At 61.1% G+C, this 23,735-nt stretch carries 34 protein-coding genes; 26 read left to right on the top strand and 8 right to left on the bottom strand.

Going from position 1 to position 23,735, the window contains the following annotated elements; genetic code table 11:
* Nucleotides 1-84 precede the first annotated feature (84 nt).
* The 8 genes from ACRESH_RS13145 to ACRESH_RS13110 all read right to left on the bottom strand — a co-directional run bounded on the left by ACRESH_RS13145 (nucleotide 85) and on the right by ACRESH_RS13110 (nucleotide 2,884).
* The gene (locus tag ACRESH_RS13145; RefSeq protein ID WP_431742401.1) at nucleotides 85-231 is read right to left on the bottom strand and encodes a hypothetical protein; all 147 of its coding nucleotides are present in this window, start codon (nucleotides 229-231) and stop codon (nucleotides 85-87) included.
* Entirely contained in the window at nucleotides 224-370 is a 147-nt protein-coding gene (locus ACRESH_RS13140; RefSeq protein WP_431742400.1) for a hypothetical protein, read from the bottom strand. The genes ACRESH_RS13145 and ACRESH_RS13140 overlap by 8 nt, the downstream gene beginning before the upstream one ends.
* A complete protein-coding gene (locus ACRESH_RS13135; RefSeq protein ID WP_431742399.1) occupies nucleotides 367-618 on the bottom strand; it encodes a hypothetical protein in 252 nt (83 codons plus the stop codon). Before ACRESH_RS13135 ends, ACRESH_RS13140 begins: the two co-directional genes overlap by 4 nt.
* Nucleotides 619-693: 75 nt before the next feature.
* The gene (locus ACRESH_RS13130; protein WP_431742398.1) at nucleotides 694-1,170 is read right to left on the bottom strand and encodes a DUF1566 domain-containing protein; all 477 of its coding nucleotides are present in this window, start codon (nucleotides 1,168-1,170) and stop codon (nucleotides 694-696) included.
* 63 nt (nucleotides 1,171-1,233) lie between these two features.
* Nucleotides 1,234-1,362 (bottom strand): hypothetical protein, encoded by a 129-nt coding sequence (locus ACRESH_RS13125; protein WP_431742397.1) that lies wholly within the window; start codon nucleotides 1,360-1,362, stop codon nucleotides 1,234-1,236.
* A gap of 347 nt (nucleotides 1,363-1,709) precedes the next feature.
* Entirely contained in the window at nucleotides 1,710-1,961 is a 252-nt protein-coding gene (locus ACRESH_RS13120; RefSeq protein WP_431742396.1) for a hypothetical protein, read from the bottom strand.
* Between the two features lie 8 nt (nucleotides 1,962-1,969).
* Nucleotides 1,970-2,239 (bottom strand): DUF5334 family protein, encoded by a 270-nt coding sequence (locus ACRESH_RS13115; RefSeq protein WP_431742395.1) that lies wholly within the window; start codon nucleotides 2,237-2,239, stop codon nucleotides 1,970-1,972.
* Between the two features lie 36 nt (nucleotides 2,240-2,275).
* A complete protein-coding gene (locus ACRESH_RS13110; RefSeq protein ID WP_431742394.1) occupies nucleotides 2,276-2,884 on the bottom strand; it encodes a hypothetical protein in 609 nt (202 codons plus the stop codon).
* A 99-nt stretch (nucleotides 2,885-2,983) separates the two neighbouring features.
* Here ACRESH_RS13110 and ACRESH_RS13105 point away from each other — a divergent pair, with 99 nt between their 5' ends.
* The 26 genes from ACRESH_RS13105 (at nucleotide 2,984) to ACRESH_RS12980 (ending at nucleotide 23,734) form a co-directional block, all read left to right on the top strand.
* A complete protein-coding gene (locus tag ACRESH_RS13105; protein ID WP_431742393.1) occupies nucleotides 2,984-3,205 on the top strand; it encodes a Cro/CI family transcriptional regulator in 222 nt (73 codons plus the stop codon).
* Between the two features lie 2 nt (nucleotides 3,206-3,207).
* Entirely contained in the window at nucleotides 3,208-3,516 is a 309-nt protein-coding gene (locus ACRESH_RS13100) for a CII family transcriptional regulator (protein WP_431742392.1), read from the top strand.
* Between the two features lie 3 nt (nucleotides 3,517-3,519).
* Nucleotides 3,520-4,335 carry a DnaT-like ssDNA-binding domain-containing protein gene (locus tag ACRESH_RS13095; RefSeq protein WP_431742391.1) on the top strand — a complete coding sequence of 272 codons (816 nt, stop codon included), beginning with the start codon at nucleotides 3,520-3,522 and terminating at the stop codon, nucleotides 4,333-4,335.
* Complete coding sequence (locus ACRESH_RS13090; RefSeq protein WP_431742432.1) at nucleotides 4,262-4,972, top strand: replication protein P; 711 nt, start codon at nucleotides 4,262-4,264, stop codon at nucleotides 4,970-4,972. Before ACRESH_RS13095 ends, ACRESH_RS13090 begins: the two co-directional genes overlap by 74 nt.
* Entirely contained in the window at nucleotides 4,969-5,268 is a 300-nt protein-coding gene (locus ACRESH_RS13085; protein ID WP_431742390.1) for a hypothetical protein, read from the top strand. The genes ACRESH_RS13090 and ACRESH_RS13085 overlap by 4 nt, the downstream gene beginning before the upstream one ends.
* Nucleotides 5,261-5,704, top strand: coding sequence for a RusA family crossover junction endodeoxyribonuclease (locus tag ACRESH_RS13080; RefSeq protein WP_431742389.1), 444 nt, complete (start codon nucleotides 5,261-5,263; stop codon nucleotides 5,702-5,704). Before ACRESH_RS13085 ends, ACRESH_RS13080 begins: the two co-directional genes overlap by 8 nt.
* Nucleotides 5,705-5,792: 88 nt before the next feature.
* On the top strand, nucleotides 5,793-6,113 hold the full coding sequence (locus tag ACRESH_RS13075; RefSeq protein WP_431742388.1) for a hypothetical protein: 321 nt from the start codon (nucleotides 5,793-5,795) through the stop codon (nucleotides 6,111-6,113).
* The gene (locus ACRESH_RS13070; protein WP_431742387.1) at nucleotides 6,094-6,438 is read left to right on the top strand and encodes a hypothetical protein; all 345 of its coding nucleotides are present in this window, start codon (nucleotides 6,094-6,096) and stop codon (nucleotides 6,436-6,438) included. The genes ACRESH_RS13075 and ACRESH_RS13070 overlap by 20 nt, the downstream gene beginning before the upstream one ends.
* Nucleotides 6,439-6,557: 119 nt before the next feature.
* A complete protein-coding gene (locus ACRESH_RS13065; protein WP_431742386.1) occupies nucleotides 6,558-6,806 on the top strand; it encodes a holin in 249 nt (82 codons plus the stop codon).
* Nucleotides 6,803-7,324 carry a glycoside hydrolase family protein gene (locus ACRESH_RS13060; protein ID WP_431742385.1) on the top strand — a complete coding sequence of 174 codons (522 nt, stop codon included), beginning with the start codon at nucleotides 6,803-6,805 and terminating at the stop codon, nucleotides 7,322-7,324. Before ACRESH_RS13065 ends, ACRESH_RS13060 begins: the two co-directional genes overlap by 4 nt.
* A gap of 16 nt (nucleotides 7,325-7,340) precedes the next feature.
* Nucleotides 7,341-7,928, top strand: coding sequence for a hypothetical protein (locus ACRESH_RS13055; protein WP_431742384.1), 588 nt, complete (start codon nucleotides 7,341-7,343; stop codon nucleotides 7,926-7,928).
* A complete protein-coding gene (locus ACRESH_RS13050; RefSeq protein ID WP_431742383.1) occupies nucleotides 7,925-8,377 on the top strand; it encodes a lysis system i-spanin subunit Rz in 453 nt (150 codons plus the stop codon). Before ACRESH_RS13055 ends, ACRESH_RS13050 begins: the two co-directional genes overlap by 4 nt.
* A gap of 71 nt (nucleotides 8,378-8,448) precedes the next feature.
* A complete protein-coding gene (locus ACRESH_RS13045; RefSeq protein WP_431742382.1) occupies nucleotides 8,449-8,859 on the top strand; it encodes a hypothetical protein in 411 nt (136 codons plus the stop codon).
* Nucleotides 8,860-8,864: 5 nt separating this feature from the next.
* Complete coding sequence (locus ACRESH_RS13040; protein ID WP_431742381.1) at nucleotides 8,865-9,068, top strand: hypothetical protein; 204 nt, start codon at nucleotides 8,865-8,867, stop codon at nucleotides 9,066-9,068.
* Nucleotides 9,065-10,681, top strand: coding sequence for a portal protein (locus tag ACRESH_RS13035; protein WP_431742380.1), 1,617 nt, complete (start codon nucleotides 9,065-9,067; stop codon nucleotides 10,679-10,681). The genes ACRESH_RS13040 and ACRESH_RS13035 overlap by 4 nt, the downstream gene beginning before the upstream one ends.
* On the top strand, nucleotides 10,678-10,923 hold the full coding sequence (locus ACRESH_RS13030; RefSeq protein WP_431742379.1) for a hypothetical protein: 246 nt from the start codon (nucleotides 10,678-10,680) through the stop codon (nucleotides 10,921-10,923). Before ACRESH_RS13035 ends, ACRESH_RS13030 begins: the two co-directional genes overlap by 4 nt.
* Before the next feature lie 2 nt (nucleotides 10,924-10,925).
* Nucleotides 10,926-11,771 carry a hypothetical protein gene (locus ACRESH_RS13025; protein ID WP_431742378.1) on the top strand — a complete coding sequence of 282 codons (846 nt, stop codon included), beginning with the start codon at nucleotides 10,926-10,928 and terminating at the stop codon, nucleotides 11,769-11,771.
* 204 nt (nucleotides 11,772-11,975) lie between these two features.
* On the top strand, nucleotides 11,976-12,842 hold the full coding sequence (locus ACRESH_RS13020; protein ID WP_431742377.1) for a phage capsid protein: 867 nt from the start codon (nucleotides 11,976-11,978) through the stop codon (nucleotides 12,840-12,842).
* A gap of 40 nt (nucleotides 12,843-12,882) precedes the next feature.
* Nucleotides 12,883-13,407, top strand: coding sequence for a hypothetical protein (locus ACRESH_RS13015; RefSeq protein WP_258701791.1), 525 nt, complete (start codon nucleotides 12,883-12,885; stop codon nucleotides 13,405-13,407).
* A gap of 74 nt (nucleotides 13,408-13,481) precedes the next feature.
* Nucleotides 13,482-14,069 carry a hypothetical protein gene (locus ACRESH_RS13010; RefSeq protein ID WP_431742376.1) on the top strand — a complete coding sequence of 196 codons (588 nt, stop codon included), beginning with the start codon at nucleotides 13,482-13,484 and terminating at the stop codon, nucleotides 14,067-14,069.
* Nucleotides 14,069-16,219: a hypothetical protein gene (locus ACRESH_RS13005; RefSeq protein ID WP_431742375.1), complete on the top strand. Its 2,151-nt coding sequence runs from the start codon at nucleotides 14,069-14,071 to the stop codon at nucleotides 16,217-16,219. Before ACRESH_RS13010 ends, ACRESH_RS13005 begins: the two co-directional genes overlap by 1 nt.
* A 7-nt stretch (nucleotides 16,220-16,226) precedes the next feature.
* Complete coding sequence (locus ACRESH_RS13000; protein WP_431742374.1) at nucleotides 16,227-16,673, top strand: N-acetyltransferase family protein; 447 nt, start codon at nucleotides 16,227-16,229, stop codon at nucleotides 16,671-16,673.
* Between the two features lie 2 nt (nucleotides 16,674-16,675).
* The gene (locus ACRESH_RS12995; RefSeq protein ID WP_431742373.1) at nucleotides 16,676-17,200 is read left to right on the top strand and encodes a hypothetical protein; all 525 of its coding nucleotides are present in this window, start codon (nucleotides 16,676-16,678) and stop codon (nucleotides 17,198-17,200) included.
* Nucleotides 17,200-19,215, top strand: coding sequence for a hypothetical protein (locus ACRESH_RS12990; RefSeq protein WP_431742372.1), 2,016 nt, complete (start codon nucleotides 17,200-17,202; stop codon nucleotides 19,213-19,215). Before ACRESH_RS12995 ends, ACRESH_RS12990 begins: the two co-directional genes overlap by 1 nt.
* Nucleotides 19,212-21,128: a hypothetical protein gene (locus tag ACRESH_RS12985; protein ID WP_431742371.1), complete on the top strand. Its 1,917-nt coding sequence runs from the start codon at nucleotides 19,212-19,214 to the stop codon at nucleotides 21,126-21,128. The genes ACRESH_RS12990 and ACRESH_RS12985 overlap by 4 nt, the downstream gene beginning before the upstream one ends.
* Nucleotides 21,129-21,190: 62 nt before the next feature.
* Nucleotides 21,191-23,734, top strand: a complete 2,544-nt coding sequence (locus ACRESH_RS12980) for a hypothetical protein (RefSeq protein WP_431742370.1) — start codon at nucleotides 21,191-21,193, stop codon at nucleotides 23,732-23,734.
* Nucleotide 23,735 lies beyond the last annotated feature (1 nt).

Here is a 23,735-nt window from a genome sequence, read left to right as displayed (position 1 = left end):
CGATCAGGGTGATAGTGATGAACAGGAAGCCGGTGATGGCTGAGGTGGTGCGGATCGAGCGGCGCCGGCGGCGCTGGGCGGCGGTCATGGCATACGAACCACGATCATCCCGCGACGAATCTCAATACGGGTCTGCGGCGGCAGGTCGGCGACCAGAAAAAAGCCCTGGCGGTGCAGGGCTTCGGCGACTTCTTTGCAAGTTCTAGCGATGATGGTTCGACACTTACTCATAGCGACGCTCCAGCAGCATGCAGCGCTCATCGGAGCGCCAGTCACCGACCTCAAACGGGTAATCGTCCGGCTCGGCATCATCTTCCAGGGTTTCCGGCACGTCGTCTGGTGGGTCGAGCCACATGTCGTAGGCACTCATTGCGTGCCCGTCCGTTCTGCGCGGTGCTGGCGGCACTGCCGGGCAACAGCACCCAGGCGCGCCATGTCGATGCGCATGTTGATCAGGTTGTGCTCTTCGTGGCCGATGTCGCCGCAGAAGAGGGCGTATGCGGCCATGCCGGCGGCATAGCCGAGTTCAGCTTCGGTCGCCACCAGATCACCCGGCGGCGTTGTATGCACCTTGCTGAGCCGTTCATCGAACAGCTGGCGGGCGGTTTTGTTGAACATGATGGGTTCCTCGGTTAACTCCCCGTCTGGCCCTCGGTGGAAGGCCAGCCAGTGGAATCGAGATGAAGGAATGAATTACTGAATGAACAACCTGCGGACGGGGCGGACGCGGAGCTCGCCGTCCTTGCCGTAGAGGTCCTGATTGCCATCATCGAAGTGCATGTGGAATGCGTTGATGGCGGAGCGCTGCGAAGATGACCAAAGCCAGTAGCCGTCCCTGTAACCAAGGTTCAACCAGATCTCGTACAGCTCGGCGATGGCTGGCAGGTAGAAATCGTTGTGGCCATCGGAGGCATACGCAGCGGCGGCCTTTGCTGCCGGGTAATCGCCATGCTCGAGCAGCGCCATGGTGTTGGCCTGGCCATCGATCAGGCTGGTAGCGGGCGACTCATCGTCGTACGGGCCCCATTCGAAGCGGCCAAGCTCTTCACCCAGGATCAGGTGGTATGGCTTGGCGTCGCCGCGCGCCGGCATGATCCCGGCATAGATTCCGCCTTGGCCTGTCCAGACTTCGCCGATGGCGGGTGGGGTGATTTGCGCTTGTGCGTTCATTGCGTGGTTCCTGTGTCGGGTTGGTTTCCCGTCAGCCCCTTGTGAGAAGGGCTGCCAGTGAAATCAGATCTTGTGGCTGCAGGCCTTGGCGTCTTTGGCCATGGCGTGCCAAGCGATTGCGGAAGCCTTGTCACCAGCCAGCAGGTACTTGCGGGCTTGGGCCAGGAGTTGCTGTACGAGTGCTTCATTCATGGGGGTGTGCTCCGGTTGGTTTCCCAATGCACCCGGTTGCCCAGGTGCATCAGTGAAAAATTCCGTTTTGCTGATGGCCCCGAGGTCTATACGGCGCAGCCGGTGTGGGAGTCGCCCACGCCCAGCGCGTCAAAGCCTTTCCAAGCCTTCAGCGTTGAATCGCTAACTGTTAAAGAGCGCTGGGCTCTTCGGCGGGGTGCGCTGAGGGCCCATCCGGATCGCGTTGTGCGGTTCGGATGAGCTAAAAGTAAGCCAATGCCTAATTCTTGTAAATAGGTAATGCCTAACTTTTTTCGTGCAGGCACAAAAAAGCCCGCTCGGGGCGGGCTCTCGACTTGGGCCTGGCGTTATGACTTGGTGGGGGCAATCTCTTTGGCGCAGGTGTATGCGCCGCCTTCAAAACTGGTGCAGTAGAACGTCTGTCCGCGACAGGTCGCCACCCAAGAAAAGGTCGTCCAGCCAGTTTCCGTATCTTTCACCACGGTTTCCGATTTCGGACACCCGATCACCCCAGAGGTCATGGCTACTAGGTCACTGTTAGACGCGCAGGAACAAAGCAATGCCGAAAACAGAACAGCCAATGCGTGTTGAATTTTCATAGCATCCCTCAGTCATCCATCTCAAAGGTACGGTATTCGCCAGCATCATGATCATAGACCTCGACCTCGGTCGTGCCGCCATCGCTGTTCACGGATTCCACATCGGCCGAGCGATAGTCTCCAGAGTCGCTATCGTAGAAATCGATCGTCTCTCCCTGTCGGACGAGATTTCCGGACTCAATTTCAATTGTTCCAGCGGTATCTGAATCGGAACCAGTCCAGGCAACGGCAGACGTAGCAAAGACCGACAAAGCAATTGCGGCTAGGTACAGGCGCATACTTTTCCCTCACTTTCCCTATGTTGGTGTCTTTGACTATTGCTCAGTAGGGGCGATGCTGTGGACTTTTTCGTTCCTGCGCTTGCGAATCAGCGTGATAAAGGCGTCAAGCTCATCAGCATCCAGCGCGCCGACTGATGCGGCCTCAGCAATGGCGACAAACAGGTTCAGGACTTTCTCCGGGTGTTGCTGGAAGCCCATGAAGGTCTCAGCCAATTCGGCAGCTGAATCGCGATCCAGTCCTGGTAACTCGTCAGCAACCCCCTTGAGGACTGCAGTGAAGCTTGCCTTCGTGACAATGTCCTTGATGAGCGCATTCATTCCGCCGGCTTCCTTGATGCGAAGGTTCCGTGCGGCACCACCTACTATCACTTTGGACTCCGTGAGGATGGGCATTACCCATGAATCCCCGCCGGATACCAGCTTGGCCTGGTCGGCACTGATCCCCCAGTGCATAGGCTTCACATCGTCCTTGAAGTACTCGATCAGCTGAAACAGCTTTCCCTTATCGATACGCCCGTATTTCACCCAGCCCTGGACAGACGGAGGCGCCACGCCGAAGTCATCCGCGAGTTTCTTTTTTGAAACACCTTTAGCGATCCGAGCTGCCTCGATCGCGTCACCCAATTCTTTACCTGTAAGCATTGCCTAATTAAGCCTTTCAGCATCGCGAGTAGGCAATGGCTTGCATAAAATTAGCCAATGCCTTATTTTTTCTCCATCACTCAACGGAGAACCCTCGTCATGACCCCAGCAGAGGCCGCCACCCAGGCAGCCGGCATCCTGGGCAACAAAGCCAAGATGGCCAAGCTGCTCGATGTCCGCCCACCAACCGTCAACCAGTGGTGCTCCGGCGTTCGGCCGATCCCTGCTGCCCGTGCTGTTCAAATTGAGAACCTGACCGATGGCCAGGTGAGACGAGAAGCGCTTTGCCCATCCTTTCCATGGTCCGGGGCGGCGGCCTGATCATGTCGACGACCGCATTAAACCCGGAGCAGGCTGCAAGAGCCCGCAAGAATCTTCACTTCATCTTGCAGCGGGTGACGTCAGTCGGTAACGCGCCGATCGCGCTTGCCATCGGTTGCGACGAAGCGACGGTCAGCCGCATGCGCCCGGAGAAGTTCGAGCAGTTCGCGCAGATTCTTGCTGTGCTGGGCCTGAAGGTTGTGCCGAGCGAGATGCGTTGCTTCAACGAGCGCGACATTGAGATGTTCATTCACGGGTCCAAGCGCTGGATGGAGCATGTCCAGGGCCTTGATCAGCTGGAAGAGGGCTGAGCAATGCCAGCCTTCCAGATCAATGACGACGAGTGGGGCGCTTTGGCCGAGGAACCGGCTGAGCTGCTGAAGCTGTACTGCGCGATACGCCGGTTCATGGACTATCGGACGGGCATTGCAGGAATCAAGCGTAGGCTGAGCGAGCAGATGTTTCGGGAAGAGCTCTATGTTGCCCCTCTACCTGGTCGCCATGCACCAGCAGAAGTCACCCGGCAGAAGGTTCGGTCCCTCCTCAAGCGACTTGAAGCCATAGGCATGACGAAGCCTATTGGCCCCCTGGTGTTCGAACTCCCACTTGCCTCATGGGATGGTCTGCCCAAAACAGGAGCAACCAAGGAACAACCAGAGGAACAACCAGAGGAACAACCAAGCCAAGAGTGGCTAGAGCCAAATGAACACGGGGGGTTCTCCGCTCCTATAGGTGGAGCAGCAACCGCAGGAGAAACAGCCGGAGGTGAGAGGAACAACCTACCTCCGATATCCGTTAATACATACACAGCACATACCGCGCACGCGAAATTCGCGATGACGGATGCGTGGGAGCCAATCCCCACGACGTTCACTGGTGTGCTGTACCGAAACGGCATGGCCGGGCAGACCTTCCACCCCGATCAACTCCTTGAATTCCGCTCCTACTGGATCGCCAACCCGGATCGTCACCGGACGCAGGCCCAGTGGGAGCACGCGCTCGCCCAGCAACTGAAACGCCAATCCCGTCTCCAGCAATCCACCGAGGGCTATTCCCATGAAACCCGTGGACGATCTTCTCGAAGCCGCACGCGCAACGCTCACGACATCCTCACCGACACCAATTGGTGAGCCTGTGGCCGACAACGTATCACCGCTGGAGCAACAAGCCCGCCGCGCTGTGCGCCGCATCTTCGCCACGCTCAAGATCACGTTCCCAGCCTGGTACGAGAAGCACTACGGCGATGAGAAGGCCGAGGCAATGGCTCGACGCGTATGGCTTTCAAGCATCGCCGGTGTGAGCGATGAAGCCATTGACCGCGGACTGCACCGCCTTGTCGTTGAGTGCAAGTTTCCACCAGCACCGTGCGACTTCCTGGAGCTGTGCCGACGCGTTGATGACATGCCGCCGGCTGAGCATGCGTGGCATGAGGCCTTGTTGGGCAAGTACACCCACGAAGCGGTGCGCGTTGCCGCAGAGGCCACCGGAACGTTCGACCTCCGCCAGGCCAAGGCCACCGACAAGGCGCTGTATCAGCGCTTCGAGCGGAACTACGCCATCGTCCAGCGCCGCGCCCAGAACGCCCAGTCGCTCGACGGGAAGATCCCCGCCGGCATCGGCCACGAATCCAAGACCCCGCGCCAGGTTCAGCTGGCCGCTTCGCACCAGGAAGCCCGCGACCTGATGGCCGCACAGAACATCCCTACAGACCCAAAGGCCGCACGCGCTCTGCTACTGGCCAAGATGGGCATCCGGAGACCGGCATGAACTACCAACCACAAGTGCGCTCCCCGCGGGGCGTTGATCCACAGGTCAAATACCAAAGCGGGCGCTGTGACGTATGCGGGAAATCCCGCGCACATCACAAGCACGACAAGTGCTCGAAGGCCCGCCAGGCCGCTGGCTTCAAGTACTGGAAAGAGCCGGACGGCAACCGTAAGGTCACATGCGTTCAGTGTCATGGTGAGTTCCGCATCGATTCCATGATGGGCAATACCTGCCGGGGCTGCCACGTCCTGGTGCTGCGCCAGACCATTAGCGGTGGGGATCTGAGCCATGACTGATCTCAATCCAGTGCAGTTCCTGGTCCCGGGCGAGCCAGTAGGGAAGGGTAGGCCGCGCATTGGCAAGGTCGGTAACCACGCCCGCATGTTCACGCCCGCCAAGACTGCCAGCTATGAGGGGCTGATTGCCCTGGCCGGTACCAACGCCATGGCCGGACGGACGCTGCTGGAGGGCGCCGTTATGGTCGAACTGCGGATCGTGATGGCCGTGCCTCAATCCAAGTCGAAAAAGTGGAAGTCGCAGGCCCTGGCAGGCGAAATTTTCCCTACCAAGAAGCCCGATATGGACAACGTCATCAAGGCCATCTACGACGGCCTCAACGGCGTTGTGTGGAAGGACGACGTTCAGGTCGTCGACGCGTTCGTGCGCAAGCGCTACGGAGAAACGCCGGGCGTGCACGTCAAGATCACTCCGCTGCTGCAGGAGGACGTATGAAGAACTCCCTGATTATCGCCGGAGCTGTTCTCGGCACCATCGCCATGCTGGCGATCAACCATGTTCTTCGCGTCGGAGGATTCCCATTGTGAGCAAGCCTGTTTGGTTCTGCCAACAAATCGGCGTTGATGGCTGGCTGATGATCGCGGCTGACCAGGATCTGACCGGGCCGAATGAGCCCGAGAGCATGTTCGGCCACCGCCGCGCATTCCACCCATTCCAGGTCGACGAAGACCCCCAGGCGCTGGCAAAGGTTATTGGAGAGATGAGCGAGGTGCTTGATCGCGTGAAGTACCCGTTGCTGCAGTTCAACGGGGCAACCGGCGAAGTCACTCGGGTTGTTGCTCAAACGGTCCCTGCCTCGCGCGCGTGCGCGTTTGGTGAGCCCGGTGAAGCCGCCCGTGGCTGAGCAGATGGCCCTGTTCGCCGAGCCGGCACCACGGGTGTTCGTGCCCGTGCGCCCGCCGGCAGCTCAGGTAGCCCGACCTGGCCCAAGGCGCATCGACTGGTTCCGGGTGATCACGGCTGTGCTGCGCTCGGGCTACTCGATTCAGTCGGCCGCTGACGCGATTGGAGTGGCCCGTACCACGCTCATTGGCTGGAAGCAGGGTGCCGAGCCGCGCTACAGCGAAGGTGAGCGCCTGGTGCTGCTCTGGTGCCAGGTCACCGGCCTGGAACGCTCTTCACTGCCCATGGTCGCCACAGGGGACTGGTGGGCCTACCACTCGAAATAGTCAGGATTCCGACAGCCCGCAGCGCCGATTCTCCGTGTCATCGATGCCCCGCCACCGAGCGGGGCTCTCTTTGTCACCACCCTGGAGGCCCCATGAAAGCCCCAGTCAGGAGCAGAAGCATGGCGAATCACCCAGAAGGGATCGTAGAGGCGGTCGGGGCCTCGGTGGCCAACAAGGGCATGTTGGTTGGCGCTGCCACCGGCTTCTTTGGCTGGCTTTCCCAGGTCAACTGGATCGGTATCGCCGGCGTGGCCGTGGCTGTGCTGGGCCTGTTGGTCAACGTTTACTTTCAGTCTCGGCGTGATCGTCGGGAGTCAGCCGAAAGCGCGGCCCGCATCCAGGCCTTGCGCGAGCAGTGCCAGCGATGAGCATCCGAAACCGCATAGCAGTAGGCCTGCTGAGCATGAGCGTGGCTGGGTTCGGCGCCTGGAAGGTCAACGAGGGTTTCACCAGTGTTGCCGTGATCCCCACCAAGGGGGACGTTCCCACCCTCGGCCACGGCTCGACGCGCTACGAGGACGGCACCAGGGTCAGGATGGGCGACACCATCACCCCGCAGCGCGCCGAGGTACTGGCCCGCAACCTGCTGACCCAGGATGAAAAGGTTTTCGCCGCTTCCATGCCCAGCGTGAAGCTGAACCAGGAAGAGTTCGACCTGTACATGGACTTTGTTGGCCAGTACGGGATTGGAACCTGGCGGGCGTCGTCGATGCGCCGCGACCTGCTGGCCGGCAACTACGTGCAGTCCTGCCACGACCTGCTCAAATACCGATTCGCCGCCGGCTATGACTGCTCCACCAAGGTCAATGGCCAGCCCAATAATCGCTGCTGGGGCGTCTGGTCTCGGCAGCTTGAACGCCATGCCAAGTGTATGGCTGCGCAATAGCGCTGGGGGATAAGCCATGCCGAACGTTACCTTTGGACCTGATGGCTATGTCGTCCGACCGATCGACATGTACACGGACGGGCATGGCCCCAATCTGCGCCTGCGTGTCGATCCTGGTCAGACTGGCTTCTTCAAGCGCCGCATGTGGCGCATTTCGTTTGAGTTCACGGCGCTGGGTGCCACGCCAATCGTTCTCAAGGTCGTTGTCCCGGTGAACTTCATCATCCACCACCAGGCCCTGTCGGTTGATGAAGGTGGCTGTGCTCTGCGCGCCTACCGCACAGGGCAGGGTACCGAGGGCGGAACATTCGGAACTACGGTTCCGCTGTACTCGGTCAACTTCATGACGGAAGAGTCGGCCTACACCTTCCAGAGCATTGTGACCACTGGAGGTACGTTCACACCGAGCGCACCTGACATTGCCGTCGAGACAACCCGGGTTCGAGCGGCCAACGCTACCGCGCAAGCTACAACGGTCAGCGGCAGCACGTTCGGTGAGCGGGGCCTGGCCGGCAGTACCTATTACCTTCAGTTGAGCAATCTCCCTGGGGTATCAGGCACCAGTGCCGGGGTCTTCTCACTGATCGTGGAAGAGCGACCATGACCCGCTACCTCATCGCTGCCCTGGTTGGGTGCTGCCTGCTGATGTACGGCGGGTGGCAGAAGATCCAGAGGCAGGCGACTGCCATCGACGCCGCGGACGAACGCATCATCACCCTGGAGAGCGCTGCCGAATCCCGCAAGAACACTCAGCGCCTGCTGGCCCAACTCGACACCGAACACACCCAGGAGCGTGAACGTGCGAACCAGAACAACGCCAACCTTCGTGCTGCTGTCGCTGCTGGCCAGCACCGGCTGTCAGTCCTCACCACCAAGTGCACCGCTGTGCGAACCGCCACCACCGCCGCCGGCGTGGATGATGCAAAAGCGCGAGCCGAACTTGACCCAGCGGCTGCTGAACGAATTGTCCGAGCCGCCAACGATGGTGACGACGCCATCCGGGCCCTGACCGGACTACAGGAGTGGGTGCGCGCGGCGTGCCCCGCCAAATAGTCGGGATTCCGACACCGCCACGCCTTGATGCTGGACCTCGTTGATCATCACCAATCACCGAGGCCCAACCCATGCCAGCCCCCGATAACCTCAACGTCCAGACTCCCGGCGAACCAATCATCCAGCCCACCACCGCGCCGGCGACCACCACCGAACAGCCACCGGCAGCGCCTCTGTACATCGCCAAACACAACGGCGGCGGTCGCTGGAAGATCTGGCACACCCCTGTCGAAGGCGCTCCGGACTGGTTCAGCGACTTCATGGCGACAGGCCAGGGCGCCAAGGAGCTGGCTGAGGCCGAGGCCCAGCGCCTGAACGAAGGCGGCGAACCCCTGATCATCGATGCCACCCGCGAATCAGAGCTTGCTGCTCTGGAGCAGCCAAAACCCACCACCGCGCCGGCGGTCGACGCCACCAGGCTCAAGCAGGCTGTTATGACCAGCGAAGGCTGGTTGTGCCCTGAGCCATTGGCCAAGGAGTAAGGGTCATGGGATCGAAGCCAAGCAAGCCAAAGGTCGTTGAGCAAGAAGACCCGGCCGTCACTGCACAGAAAGCGGCTGACGAAGCGGCCAAGAAGGCCAACGAAGAAACCGCAATCCGCAAGAAGCGGAAGTCGGAAAGTAGCCTGCTGTCGTCTGGTGGCGCCGCCGGCACCGTCATTGAGCAAGGAAAGAGAACCCTCGGATCATGACCCCTGACCAGATCTGCAAGACCCTGAGCACGCTGAAGTCGCTGCGCAGCCCGCATGAGCAGGTCTGGCGCGATTGCTTCGACCACACCTACCCCGTGCGCGGGAACGGGTTCTACTGCGAGATGATGAGCGCGCAGGAGGCCCTGAACCGCAAAGCCAAGATCTTCGACGGTACCACCACCGACGCGGCTCGAATTCTGTCGTCGTCGGTGCAGTCCGGCTTAACCCCGGCCAACTCCCTTTGGTTCGGCATGGACGTTGGCCAGGAAAGCGAAGATGAGCGCCGTTGGCTTGACGACTCGTCCGACATCATCTGGCAGAACATCCACGCATCCAACTTCGACGCGGCCGCCTTTGAGGGGCTGCTCGACGTTGTGTGTGCTGGGTGGTTTGCCCTGTACATCGATTCAGACCGAGAGCGTGGCGGCTTCACCTTCGATCTGTGGCCCATCGCAAGCGTGTTCTGCTCGGCGTCCAAGGCCGGCGGCAAGATCGACACGGTTTACCGCACCTACAAGCTCACGGCTGAACAGGCGGTCAACGAGTTCGGTGAGGACAACCTCAGCGAATCAACCCGCAAGCTGGCCAAGGACAAGCCGCAGGAGCTGATTGAGTTCATCCACGCGATCTATCCCCGCACCACCTACATGGTCGGCGCCAAGCTGGCCAAGAACATGCCTATCGCTTCCTGCAAGGTCGAGGTGGCCGCCAAGAAGCTCGTGAGCGAATCTGGCTATCATGAAATGCCAGTGGTCGTGCCGCGCTGGATGATGATTCCCGACAGCGTGTACGCCACCGGCCCTGTCGCTGATGCCCTGCCAGACGCTCGCACGCTCAACGAGATGGTGCGTATGGACCTGGCGGCCGGTGACCTGGCCATTGCTGGTATGTGGATCGCCGAGGACGACGGGGTGCTCAACCCAAAAACCGTCAAGGTCGGTCCGCGCAAGATCATCGTGGCCAACTCCGTCGACAGTATGAAGCCGCTGCAGAGCGGTTCGAACTTCAACTACTCCGACAGCCGCATCACCAGGCTGCAGGCTGCCATCCGCAAGACCTTGATGGCCGATCAGCTGCAGGCCCAGGACGGCCCGGCCATGACCGCCACCGAAGTGCACGTGCGGGTGAACCTGATCCGCCAGTTGCTGGGCCCGGTCTATGGCCGCCTGCAAACCGAGTACCTACAACCCCTTATCGAGCGTTGCTTCGGCATTGCCTACCGTGCCGGCATCCTCGGCCAGGCCCCGGAATCGCTCGCCGGTCGCAATTTTACCGTGCGTTACCTCAGCCCCCTGGCCCGTGCCCAGAAGCTGGAAGAGGTCAGCGCCATTGACCAGTTCGTCGCCGGGTGTGCTGCAGGTGCTCAGGCCCAGGTGGCCGCCGGCCAGCAGCCTGACGCCATGGACAACGTCGACCTCGACGCCGCCGCACGCTTCCGTGGCGAAGCCCTGGGCGTTCCTTCGTCCGTCATCCGCAGCCAGGCCGACCGCGACCGCCTGCGCGAAGAGCGGGCCCAGGCCCAGCAGGCTGCTATCGAGCAGCAGCAACAGATTGCCATGCAGCAGACAGCTACCGAAGCCGCCATGAAGCAAGCACCAGGAGCCGCAGCGTGACCGACTTCACTCCCAGCCAGATTGACGACATGTTCAAGCGTGTCTTCGAGGACCACCACGAAGGCCGCATATGCCTGGACCTGCTGATCCAGCGGTTCGCCCGCAACGCAGTAACCGTGGGTGGTATCGACGCCATCCTTAAGACGTACCAGCAGTCCGGAGCCCGTGAGGTGCTTGACCACATCATGCTTCGCATCAACCGCGCAAACGGGGTCAGCGACCCCAATAACCAAGAGGAATAACGATGAACTGGTTCATCCACAACCGACTCGGCCACTTCCTGCAGAATGTGGCGGGCGAGGACGGCGAGCAAAGCGGCGGCGCTGCCACCCAGGCCACCCAGACCCAGCAGACCAGTACCGTCCTAGGCACTGGCGTAAACAATGACTGGATGCCCGAGAAGTACCGCACCAACAAGGAGGATGGCAGCCTTGATCTTGAAGCATCGTCGCGGAAGGTTGCCGACGCCTACCGGAATCTGGAAACCCGCCTTGGCTCCGGCGATGCGCCGCCCAAGAGCCACGAAGAGTACGCGCCCAAGATTGAGGCCGAGGGCTTTGACTGGGAAGAGTTCAAGAAGGATGAAGGCACCCAGTCGTTCCTGAAGGGAGCCCATGCCAAGGGGCTGAGCAATTCCCAGGTCGAGTATGTGATCGGTGAGTACCTGAAGGCAGCGCCCGGGCTGATCGGTGGCGCGGCGCAGCTCACCCAGCAGGACTGCACCGCCGCGCTCCAGGCTGTTTGGGCTGATCCGCAGACCATGACCACCAACGTGCAGGCCTCCTACCGTGCGGCCCACACCTTCGCCAGCGAGGCCGGCAAGCCTGGTAACTTCGAAAGCCTGATGAGCAAGTACGGCAACGATCCTGACTTCATCGCCTTTACCGCCAACATCGGGAAGGAGCTGAACGAGGACACCCAGATCAGTGGCGGCGCGGTCAACGAAGCCGACTTCAACGTCAAGACCGCCGAGCTACGCGAGCAACTGGCCAAGATGCCACCTCATGATCCTAAGCGTGCCGGCATTCAGCAGCAGTTGAACGAGATGTACGAACGACGCTACACCCCGAAGAAATCCCGCCTCGGCTGACCCTCCGCAAATAGTCGGGAAACCGACACCCCTTAACTCCGACCATCACAGGCACCCGGTAGCGATACCGGGCCGGCCTGCGGTGGCACGCAGATACCCGGAATGCCCCAGGCGAAGCAGTGCCGATGCACGCCAGGAATACAGGCCCGGCCCGCCAGCTGGACACCCTGCAGGCAACCCACTATCTGCATTGGAGTGCATCGTATGTCACAGCAAATTACCGAGGCGTTTGTACAGCAGTTCGCTGACAACTTCCGCCACGTCGCCCAGCAAATGCAATCGCGGTTCGAGCCGCACGTCTCGCATGAGCCGAACATCGTCGGCATGTCCAAGTCGGTCAACCGCCTGGGCCAGCGTACCGCCAAGCGTCGCACCACCCGACATGGCGATACCCCGATCAACGATCAACCGCACAGCACCCGCTTTGTCGACCTGTTCGACTGGGAAGATGGCGACATGGTCGATGATCAGGACAAGATCCGCATGCTGGTTGATCCAACCTCCGATTACGTCAAGGCAATGGTGGCAGCCCTGAACCGAGCCAAGGATGACGTGATCATTGCAGCCATGGGTGGTTCTTCCCGCGCGACTGCCGGCGGCATTTTGCTGCCTGCCACCCAGAAGATCGCGGTTGGCGGCACCGGTTTGACCAAGGCCAAGATCATCCAGGCACGCAAGCTGTTCCGCAAGAACGAGGCCGACAACCACAACGGTGAAGAGCTGTTCATCACCTACACCGCCGCCGCGGCTGCCGACATCCTCGCCGACACCACACTTACCAGCCAGGACTACCTGGCTGGCAAGTTCCTGCAGGACGGCGATGTTGAAGGCAGGTGGATGGGGTTCACCTGGATTCCGTCCGAGCGCACCCCGTTCGACGGGTCGACTCGCCGTCTGTATGCCTGGACCAAGTCCGGCGTAATTCTGGGCAAGGGCGCTGACATCACCACCAAGGTTGGCGAGGACCCGGGCAAGGGCTTCAACGTCCGGATCTACGCCAAACAGTCGATTGGCTCGGTGCGGGTGGAAGAAGAGAAGGTCGTCGAAATCTCTGTAACCGAGGCCGCGTAAGCGGCTTTGGTCTTCTCCCAACTGATCAGGAGTCAAAACCATGGCTGTAGTCAACGTGAAATCCACTGCTGTCACCGCTGGTGACGCATTCCCTCAAACCCTGACCGCCCAGAAGATCGACGGCGGCCGGCTGCGCGAGCGTGTAGGCGTGGCCGAGGCAACTGCCACCGATTCGATCGGCTCCACCTATCGCTTGGTGCGCATCAACTCGGGCGACCGCGTTTCGCGCCTGCTGCTGTCCTGCGATGCCATCACCACCGCCGTGGGTGATATCGGTCTGTATGACATCGCATCGGTCAATGCCGGTGCGGTGGTAGACGTCGACTTCTTTGCCTCGGCCCAGGCGCTGACCTCGGCCCTGGTAAACACCGACGTCACCCACGAAGCAGACGCAGCTGATGCCGGTGCTGGTTTCGGCCTGGCTGATGTGGAAAAGCAGATCTGGCAGGCGCTGGGCCTGGCCTCTGACCCCGGCAAGCAGTATGACGTGGCGATCACCCTGACCGCTGCGGCTACTGGCGCGGGCACCTTGGTTCTCCGGATGCAATACCTCGACGGCAATTGAGCGCGGATGCCACGGACGGCACACCACCTTTCCGGGGCCTAGTGCCCCGGTCTTTTTATCCGGAGACACAAGGCATGACGATGGCAACCGCTGTTTCAATCTGCTCTAACGCGTTGTTGATGCTCGGTGCCCAGACCATCAACGACTTTGCCGACCAAGCCAACCTGGATCGGGCGAAACTCTGCGCGAACCTCTACCCGACCCAGCGCGACACGATGTTGCGGGCCCATCCCTGGAACTGCTGCATCAAGCGCATTGTTCTGGCACCCGTTGCTGAAGCACCTGCCTTCGGCTTTTCACACGCCTTCGAGCTTCCTGCCGACTGCCTCCGAGTTCTGGAGGTAGGAACAGGCGGATGCCAGATCGATTATCTGGTCGAGGCACGGACCATTCAGGCCGATACCACTGTGCTTGAGCTTCGCTATGTGTTCCGCAATGAAGTGGAAAGTAGCTGGGATGCCCACCTGATCGACCTGATGACCATTGCCATGGCGGCAGTCCTGGCCTACCCGGTCACCACGTCTACTTCTGAGCGCGACTCCCGAAAGGCTGAGCTCAGGGAGGCACTGAGATTCGCCAAGGCCGTGGACGGCCAGGAAGACCCGCCACAGACGCTCGGCGATGAGCGCTTGCTCGGCGCCCGTTTTGGAGCATTCGGTTGATGGCCAGGCTAACCCTTATTCAAACCAACTTCACCGCCGGCGAGCTCTCCCCGCGCATGTACGGCCGTGTCGATATAGCCAGGTACCAGAATGGTGCCATGATCATCGAGAACGCATGGCCGGTCGTCCATGGCGGGGCTATGCGTCGTTACGGAACCCTGCACTGTGGCGCTGCCAAGTTCGCCGATAAGCGCGCCATCCTGGTGCCCTATGTGTTCAACACCGAACAGGCCTTCATGTGTGAGTTCGGTGACCTGTACGTGCGGATCTATTTCCCAGATGGAACATTCACCGGCGTAGAACTGGTCAGCCCATACAGTCAGTCAATGCTGACCGGTGTTGAGTATGTGCAGGGTGCTGACACCATGTTCCTGTTCCATACGGGGGTTCCAGTCCACCGGTTACGGCGGATCACCAACACCGAGTGGAGTCTTGCCCCGGCGCCGTTCGTTACCAAGCCTTTCGACGAGCGCGGTGTCGAGTTCAGTACCACGCTGACGATCAGCGACCCAACGGTTGGTACTGGCCGAACTTTCACTTCAGCGGTGTCCGCCTTCCTTGCTTCGGACGTGGGTCGCGAGATCTGGTCAGGAGCAGGTGTGGCCAAGATCACTGGGGTTACCAGCGCTACCGTGGCAACTGCTGAAATCTTGAACGCATTCCCCTCTGCCAGTCGTCCGTCCTGGTCATTGAAGGGCAGTCCCCAGACATCCAACACCCTAAGCGCCTTCACACCAGTAGGGGCAACGGTGACCATGACCCTGGCTGCCGATGGCTGGCGTTCAAGTGATGTGGGCAAGTTCGTGAAGATCAACGGCGGTCTGCTTGAGGTAACGGTCTACACCAGCCCGACCGTGGTTTCTGGTGTTATCCGATCAGCACCAACATCTGCAACAGCATCGCCGGCCAACGCCTGGTCGCTTGAGGCCAGTGTCTGGAACGGCGTGGATGGTTATCCAGGCACTGGTACGCTATACGAGCAGCGCCTGGCGGTCGCCGGCTCGCCGAACTTCCCGCAGACCATCTGGCAGTCACGCACCAGCGAGTACCTGAACTTCGAGCTGGGCACCAAAGATGACGACGCCATGTCGTTCACGGTTTCTTCCGACCAGATCAACCCGATTCTGCACCTGGGCCAGGTAAAGACTCTGGCCGCACTGACGTATGGCGGTGAGTTCACCATCACTGGCGGCGTTGAAAAGCCAATCACGCCTACAAACATCCAGGTGAAGAACCAATCGGTGTACGGCTGCAACCGGGTGCGCCCGGTGCGCATCGGCAACGAGTTGTATTTCGTCCAGCGGGCAGGCCGCAAGCTTCGAGCCATGGCCTACAAATACGACTCCGACGCTTATGGATCACCTGACATGTCGGTGTTGTCCGAGCACATCACCAAATCCGGCATCGTCTCTATGGCCTACCAGCAAGAGCCTGAATCGATCCTGTTTGCCGTTCGAGCTGATGGGATCATGGCCACGATGACGGTTGACCGTGACCAAGATGTCGTTGGATGGGCTCGGCAGACCACCGACGGTTTCTACGAGTCGGTAGCGGCAATACCGGCTGCTGGTGGTGATCAGGTGTGGGCGGTCGTTCGCCGAAACATCGGTGGCCAGAACGTTCGCTACATCGAGCGGTTTGTTGAGGGATGCCAGGTAGATGACGGTGTTTCTGCCAGCAACGAAGTAGGCCAGACCGTGTGGAATGGCCTTGGTCACCTCGAAGGGGAGACCCTGGACATCGTCGCCGATGGTGTCGTGATGCAGCAGCAGGTCGTTGTCGCAGGCCAGATCACGCTGCCACGGACCGCATACAACATACAGGCAGGCCTGCCTTTCAAAACCAAGGTCAAGACTCTCACCCCAGAGGTGCAGAGTTCCACCGGCAGCGCCCAGGGCAACAGTATGCGGATCAATGAAGTGATCCTCCGCTTTCTCGAAACCACCGGCTGCAAGGTCAACGGGCAAACAATTGCCTTCCGCAATCTGGGCGCCAACACCCTCGACCAACCGCCACCGCTATTCAGCGGCGACCACAGGCTGGAGAACCTTGGGTGGGAGCGGGGCCAGGCCTCGATTGAGATAACCCAGGAACAGCCCCTGCCGTTCCACCTGCTGTGCGTCATCAAGAAAATCACAATCAACGACTGAGGTGCCCATGATCAGGTCAGCAAACCATCAAGACGTGCCCCGACTGATCGAGCTCGGGGTCGTTCTGCACTCGACTACCTCCTACGCATCCATGCCCTACAACCATGCAAAGGCCGCAGCGTTCCTGCATGGGCTCATTGATGGCCCCAATGGTGTCCTGTTCGTGTCGGAACAGAACGGGGTGATCATCGGAGGGATGGCTGGCGGCCTGGTTGACCAGTGGTTCAACGATGACCTGATCGCCTACGACTACTCCCTGTTTGTCGAGCCGGGCAAGCGCCAGGGCTTTGTTGCTGCGAGGTTGATTGCGGCATTCCAGGCCTGGGCAAAGATGAAGGGCGCCAAGCAGATCCAAATGGGGATTGGCACTGGGGTCAACATTGATGGGGCAACCAGGCTTTACGAATTCATGGGGCTGCGCGTGACGGGCCCCCTTTTGATGCAGGAGTTGTAATCATGGCAGCAGGAGCAGTAGGGGCCGCCGGCTACGCCGCTTATGCGGCAATGGCCGCTGCAACCGTTTACTCGGTGTACAGCACGCAACAGGCCGGCAAGCAGGCGCAGTTGAACGCCAACGCACAGTCCGAGCAGGCGCAGCTTGATGCAGACGCAGCGGCCAGCGCCGCCACGGTCCAGGCCGACCGCATCCGTCGCCTGGCCCGCAGTCAGGCCAGCCAGGCCAATGCCGCCCTGGCAGCATCCGGAGTTGAGGTTGGCGAAGGTACCGCGCTGAACATCAACGAAGAGATCTATGCCAATGCCGAGGAAGATGCAGCGCTGACCATCTTCAATGCCCAGGAGGCGAAGAAGCGTGGCTATGTTGACTCCAGCAACCTGGCCCTGAGTGGGAAGCAAGCCCGGTCTGCTGCCAATGCACAGTCGATCGGCACTGTGCTGTCCTCAGGGGCACAGGCCGGCATGGCTTGGAAGGCCTCAGCCGCTGGCAACAATGGCAAGATTTCTACCGTAGGAGGTTACTGATGGCTGCTATTCCAATCGGCCCACCCGTTCCGCGGGTATTGCCGGAAGCCCAGCAGAATCGCGTCATCACCGTGGACACCAGCGGCCAGGCAAGAGGTGCCCAGCAGGTCGCAAGCGCTGTCATGGGAGCCGCAACCGACTACCTGGCCCAACAGCGCCGCGAGGACCAGGCCCTGGCCCGGGTTAAGGCCAGCAACACGCTGTTGGACCGCGAGACCCAGATATCGACCATCACCAGCGACCTGCGTGAGCAGGTGAAGCTGGGCAAGATCAGCTATGACCAGCTGGAGGACGCCTACAACGGTGCTGTTTCCAAGCTTGAGCCGATCACCGCGCCGGGGCTGAACGAGGCCGAGCAGGAAACCATGGGCATTGCGGCCAAGCGCTTCCATCTCAAGGGTCTGGACGATATCAAGCAGGTTGCCATTGGCGCCCGTACCGATGCCGCGCGCGGTGACTTGGCTGTGCGCATGGACATGCTCGGCAAGGATGCGGCCCTGCCTGGTGCCGATATCGACCAGATCAACGCCAGGATGGATGCCGAAGACATCGACATCGCTGGGCGCCTGGCTTTTGGTGAGATGTGGTCCGCCAAGAAGCAGGAGTTCAAGGATTCGAACTGGACCACCCAGGCAACCCAGCGTGTGGTTGCTGCCCGTGATGGCCTCGGCACCCTGCAGCAGATCGAGCATGACCTTACCTCTGCGGATGGCTTTTATGCCAAGAAGCTCGACCCAGAAAAACGCAACCAGCTGCTGAACACTGTTACTGGCCGGATCTACCAAGTGAAGGAGCACCAGCAACGCCAGGCCGAAATGCGTGAGATGAAGGCCGAGCGCGTGTTGGCGCAGATGGACCGCCAGGCCGCCACCGGCATTCCGCCAACCCCAGCAGACCAGCAGCGATGGAAAGCCGCGCTCTCTGGCACCTCTGCCGCTGGGGAGTACGCCACGCGCGTGAAAGAGATGAACGAAGTTCAGGGCCTGCTGCGATTGCCGATGCTCGAGCAGCAGCAGTACCTGGACGACAAGCGCCGGCAAATGGCCGCCACCGGCGGATCGGTTGCCCAAGTGTCCAACCTGAACCGCCTGCAGTCGGCCATCGACAACAACATCAAGCTGATGAAGGAAGACCCACTGACCTTCAACGCCATGCGTACCGGGGTTGATGTTGAGCCGCTGGATATCAGCGGCATCGGCACGCCTGAAGGGCAGCAGCGCTTGGTGGAACAGTTGGGCCAGCGTTACGACGTGGTCAACTCGGTGCGCAAGGCATACGGCCCCGAGGTCGCCCGCAACCCGTGGAAGCCCCAAGAGCAGGCCATGCTTGCCGCCGCCCTGGCCCAGGCCGACGACGGCACCAAGCTTCAGATCTTCGGATCGCTTGCCGCTGCAGCACCGACCGGCGCCGACTTCGCTGCCTCGGTGAAGCCGCTGGCCGCTGATCAGCCGGTCACCGTCCTGGCCGGTATGGCTCAGTACCGCGACCTGAAAGGTGCCGATGGCGCCAGCGTGCCCAAGATGCTGCTACAAGGGCAGAAGATCCTGGCCGACAAGTCGACGCCCAAGCCGAAGGAAGATTTGATGCGGGCGGCGTTCGATGAACATGTTGGCGCTTCGCTTCAGCCGGGCACCCAACAGCGCGAGCAGGCCTACCAGGGCTTCAAGGCGCTATATGCAAGCACTGCCGCCGCGAAAGGTGAGAGCTATGAAGCCGGTGATGACCTGGACAAGGAAACCACACAGAAGGCCGTCGACATGATCACTGGCGGGATTGCCGAACGGGCTGGCACCAAGGTCGTGAAGCCCTACGGCATGAGCGACAGCGACTTCGGCAAGATCGTAGACATCGAGCTGGAAGGCTTGGCAAAGCGTACGGAGTTCCCACTTGGCCAGTTGGAAGACATGCCGCTGTCGCCGGTGCCGGGTAAGGAGGGGGTTTACTACCTGCTGAATGCCGGGCGCATCCAGGTAGACCCCAAGACCAACGAACCGATGATTGTGAGGGTGAAATGAGCTGGCTTGACGGAATGGTCGATGAAGGCGAAGTAGTCAGCCAGGACCAGCGCCTGGACCGCACAACGGAACGTCTCGCACCGGGCGCCTTTACTGGCGCTCTCGACGTTGTGGGGCCTGGCCTGCTTCGTGGTGGCCTGGAGGCGGGTGCAGCGGTTGAATCGGGGTTCAGCTCGCTCTGGCAGGCCGGACTGAATACCGCAGCTGACATCCTGCTGCCCGAACCCAAGTTCGGCGGCACGCCTGACGTTACCAGCGCCGAGCGTTCCAGCCAGGAAACTCTAGGGCGGGGTACCGCGCAGGAGGTCATGGCGCTGCGCCCTGATCCTGCTGAGGTCGGCGTAGTTGGCCAGATCCTCGGGGAGGCGGCCGCAGTACTCCCGCGAGCCGTGGCGGGCTCTGTTGTTGCTGGACCTGCAGGCATGGCGGTGGCGGCTGGGGCCCCGGCGGGGTACAGCACGAAGCAAGTTGCCATGGCCGAAGGGATTGACGAGGAAACCGCAACCTTGATGGGCTGGACGCAAGGGCTGGCCACCGGCGTCGGAGCATTGTTGCCGACAGGGCGTTTCGTGGGTAACCGACTTGCCGACCTCGGGATCGCCGCTGGCGCGAACATTGGCCTCGGAATGGGCAATCGCGGAGCCATGGCAGAGATCCTTGAGTCGAACGGATATCACGCCCAGGCAGCGCAGTATCGCGTTATGGATGGCACCGCCATGCTTACCGATGGTGTGATGGCCCTCGGATTCTGGGGTCTTGGTCGGGCAATGTCTCGCCGCCCCACTACCGAACAGATCGATGCAGCCCTCACCGAGCGCAACGCCCAGCACGCCGACATAGATACGGCCCCAGGTCTGCCCACCACTCCGCGCTCTGCAATGGCCCATCAGGAAGCACTGTCTACCGCCATCGCACAGCTGAGCCGCGGAGAACCCGTGGTCCTTCCGGATAACATCCACAGTGCTGAATTTCTTCGTGGGAGCGATACGCCCAGGCCGGTGGCCCCAACCCGTGACCAGGCGCTGGCCACGGCCCGTCAGGACCTCGAACCCACCATGCGCGTCGAGCTGGAGCAGGAGGCAGCTGGCATGTTGCCCAATGTGGCAGACATCCGCACAGAGCTGGCGGGCGTGCAGAGGTCCCTGGATGGCCTGGACGCCACGTTTCGCGGCCGCGCCAAGGAGTTCCAAGCGCAAGGACAGAGCCGCAAACGTGCCGAGGCATCAGCCCGCCAGGCTATTGAGGCTGAACGTCTGGACCTCACGGATCGGGTAACGGCCCTTGGCGACTCCATTTCTGGTAACCGAACCGCCGAACTTGCCCGGGCGGACCTAGCCGCCATTCAGCGTGGTGAAGTGCCCCAGCGCCTGCAGGTACGCATAGAGCAGCGCGCCGACGCCATCGCTAAAGGGTTTGAGCAGAAGCCGCTGGCGGGCGCCGTGGCTGAAGGCAATCGCCTGAACGTTGCGCAGGCGATCCGGCAGGAGATGGCCAGGATTGTCGCTGACCAGGATCTGGCACAGCCTCAGTTGCAGGCCAGGGCCTTGGATATTGGTGCGCCGAAAGCCGCAACACCTGAGCAACAGCCCGCAACAAAAGTGGCCAAACCCGCATCAGAATCGGCAAAAAACGCATCAATGAAGGAGGAACCAGCAACAGCCGAGCGCGACGGCGCCGACCTCGGCGGCCCAAGCCAGGCCGATGCTGACCCAACCATCCAGCTGGCCGACGAGGTGCTGGCGCGCATGGATGATATGCGCCTTGCCACTGGTGCTCTGGATGCTGAAGGCAAACCGGTAACCGTTTCCGCGCGCGAACTGCTGGCCCAGGCCGATGCCGAGATTCAGGCCGCCCAGCAGGATGCCCGTGGCTTTTCCGCTGCAGCCGCGTGTTTCCTGCAGCGAGGTCTCTAAATAGTCGGGAAACCGACTCTCTCCCATCCATAGGCTTGCTCCATACCACCAGGAGCAAGCCCATGCGCCCCGAATGCATCAAGGCCGTAACCCAGGCGATTGGCCGGCCCCTCACACAGCCCGAAATCCAGGGCATCGAAAACCGTGTACGTCGCAACATGAAGCAACTGGCGCAGACCGACCCGGCCTGGCAGTCGAAGTCTGCGGCTGACCGCCTAAACGAAGCCGCTACCAAGTCGGCAAAAGACCTGGTGGCCGAGGCCGACCTCAAGAAAAAGCGTGTGGCGCTGACCATCCTTGCCCACGACCGCATCGAAAGCTACATGCAGCGGTTCCCTGATCAGCCGCTGGAAGGCCTGGACCGGCTTTTGGCGTTCTCCAGCGATGGCAAGAGCGGAATCCAGTCGATCGAGTCGGCAACCCGGGCAATCCGTGATGATGCCTTGAGCGGCATGCTCGACGTTATCGATGTGACCAAGGGCAAGTTCCTTGGGCTGTTCCAGGACGAAGCCGGCAACCTCGCCCTGGTGCGCGAGCTGCATGGCGAAGACTCGGGCAACGCGGCGGCCAAGGTCGCGGCCAAGCAGTTCAAAGACACTGCTGAGCAGTTGCGCCAGCGCTTCAACCGCGCCGGCGGTGACGTCGGTTTCCTCGACGATTGGTCGATGCCTCGCGATCACTCACAGGTGAAGGTTGCGCGGGACCAGGCGCAGTGGGTGAGCGACCACGTGAAGTGGGCGAACCGTGGCAAGTACATGAACGAAGACGGCACGCCGATGAATGATCAGCAGCTGACCGAGTTCCTGAACCATGCATGGCAGACCCTGGCCACCGGTGGTACGAACAAGCTGGAACCAGGTAATGCCGCGGGCAATGGCATGCGCGCCAACCGTGGCAGCGAATCGCGCCAGATCCACTACAAGGACGCCGAAAGCTTTATTGCTGCGCAGAAGGCATACGGCGAAAAGAACCTGCTGGAGTTGCTGACCGGGCACATCGGCGGTGCTGCCCGGGATATCGCGCTTGTCGAGGGTCTGGGCCCAAACCCCAGCAACCAGATGCGCTACTTCCTGGATGCTGGCCAGAAAGCCACAGACGAAGCCAAGCCCAAGCTGGCAGACAAGACCGCCAAACAGCGCAAGCGCATCGAATACCTCTACGAGGAAGTGGCCGGTACCCGCGAGCCACCGGCCTCGGCTGCCATTGCCAATGGCTTCGACACCTATCGCGCCCTCAACGTGGCAAGCCGTTTGGGCTCTGCTGTCATCACCGGCATCACCGACCAGGGAACCCTGGGCCTGACCGCCGCCATGAATGGCATGCCGGTAATGCAGGTGTTCGCCAACGAAGCGCGCATGCTGAACCCGGCGAACGCCACCGACCGCCGACTGGCAATGCGCGCAGGACTTGGGCTCAACCAGATGATCGGCAGCCTGAACCGCTTCGGCGCTGACGGGCTGGGCACCACTGAGGCCATCGCAGGCCGGGCCGCCAAGTACTCGCAGACAATGGCGAGCAAGGTCATGCAGGTTTCCGCCATGAACGCCATGACAGCCGGGGGGCAGCGCGCCTTTGGCGCAACCATGATGGATACGATAGGGAGCATGACGAGGCGCCTGAAGGACTTCTCCGTCATGGACCCTGTTGACGTCAAATACCTAGAACGTCTCGGCGTCAATGAGACCGACTGGTCCGTGTGGCGTTTGGCGCAGCCTGAGGACTGGCGGGGCGTCGGTGACCAGGTGCTGACGTCGGGCAGTATCTATCGCATCCCAAATGCTGACCTGGTGCCGCTGGCCAGGCAGTTGAAGACCACCCCGCAACGACTTAAGGACCAGGCCGCAACCAAACTGCTCGGCACCGTTCTGGATGAAACCAACATGGCGATCATTGAGCCGGGCGCCCGGGAGAAGGCTTTTATGCATGGCGGTGTGCAGCGCGGTACGGTTAAGGGGGAATTGATGCGCAGCTTCTGGCAGTTCAAATCATTCTCCATCGCCATGATGATGCGGCACTTCAAGCGGGCAATGGCCCAAGAAACGGGCTGGGGCAAGGCCGGCTACATGGCCGCGCTGATGGCCAGCACCACCGTGTTGGGCGGAATGGCCATCCAGCTCAACGAGATTGCCAGTGGCCGCGACCCCAAGAACATGTTGGACGATGGTGCCCTGGGCGCGCCTGGCCTGCGCTTTGGGGCGGCCGCGTTCCTGAAGGGCGGCTCCCTGGGGCTCTATGGCGACTTCCTGTTCAGTGACCAGACCCAGGGCGGGCAGTCTGCTCTGGCTGCGCTTGGTGGCCCAATCGCTGGCGACATTGAGTCGATCTTCAAGCTGAAGGGCACCGCGGCTGACGGCAATGTCGACTCTACCGGTGGCAACCTGGTGCGCCTGCTCAAGAGCCACACACCGGCCGCGAACCTTTGGTATACCAAGGCCGCGACCGATCACATGATCTTTCACCAGCTGCAGGAGTATTTCTCTCCCGGCTACCTGCGCAACATGCGCCGCCGGGCGCGTAAGGAGTTCGGCCAGGAATACTGGTGGGAGCCGGGCGATACCACACCAGATCGCGCGCCAAGCCTTGGCGCCGCAGTAGGAGGCCGCTGAC

The organism is Pseudomonas sp. (assembly GCF_050739775.1).
Taxonomy (GTDB): Bacteria; Pseudomonadota; Gammaproteobacteria; order Pseudomonadales; family Pseudomonadaceae; genus Aquipseudomonas.
The sequence above is the reverse complement of the archived record's forward strand: the minus strand, read 5'-3'. Positions and strand labels throughout refer to the sequence as shown.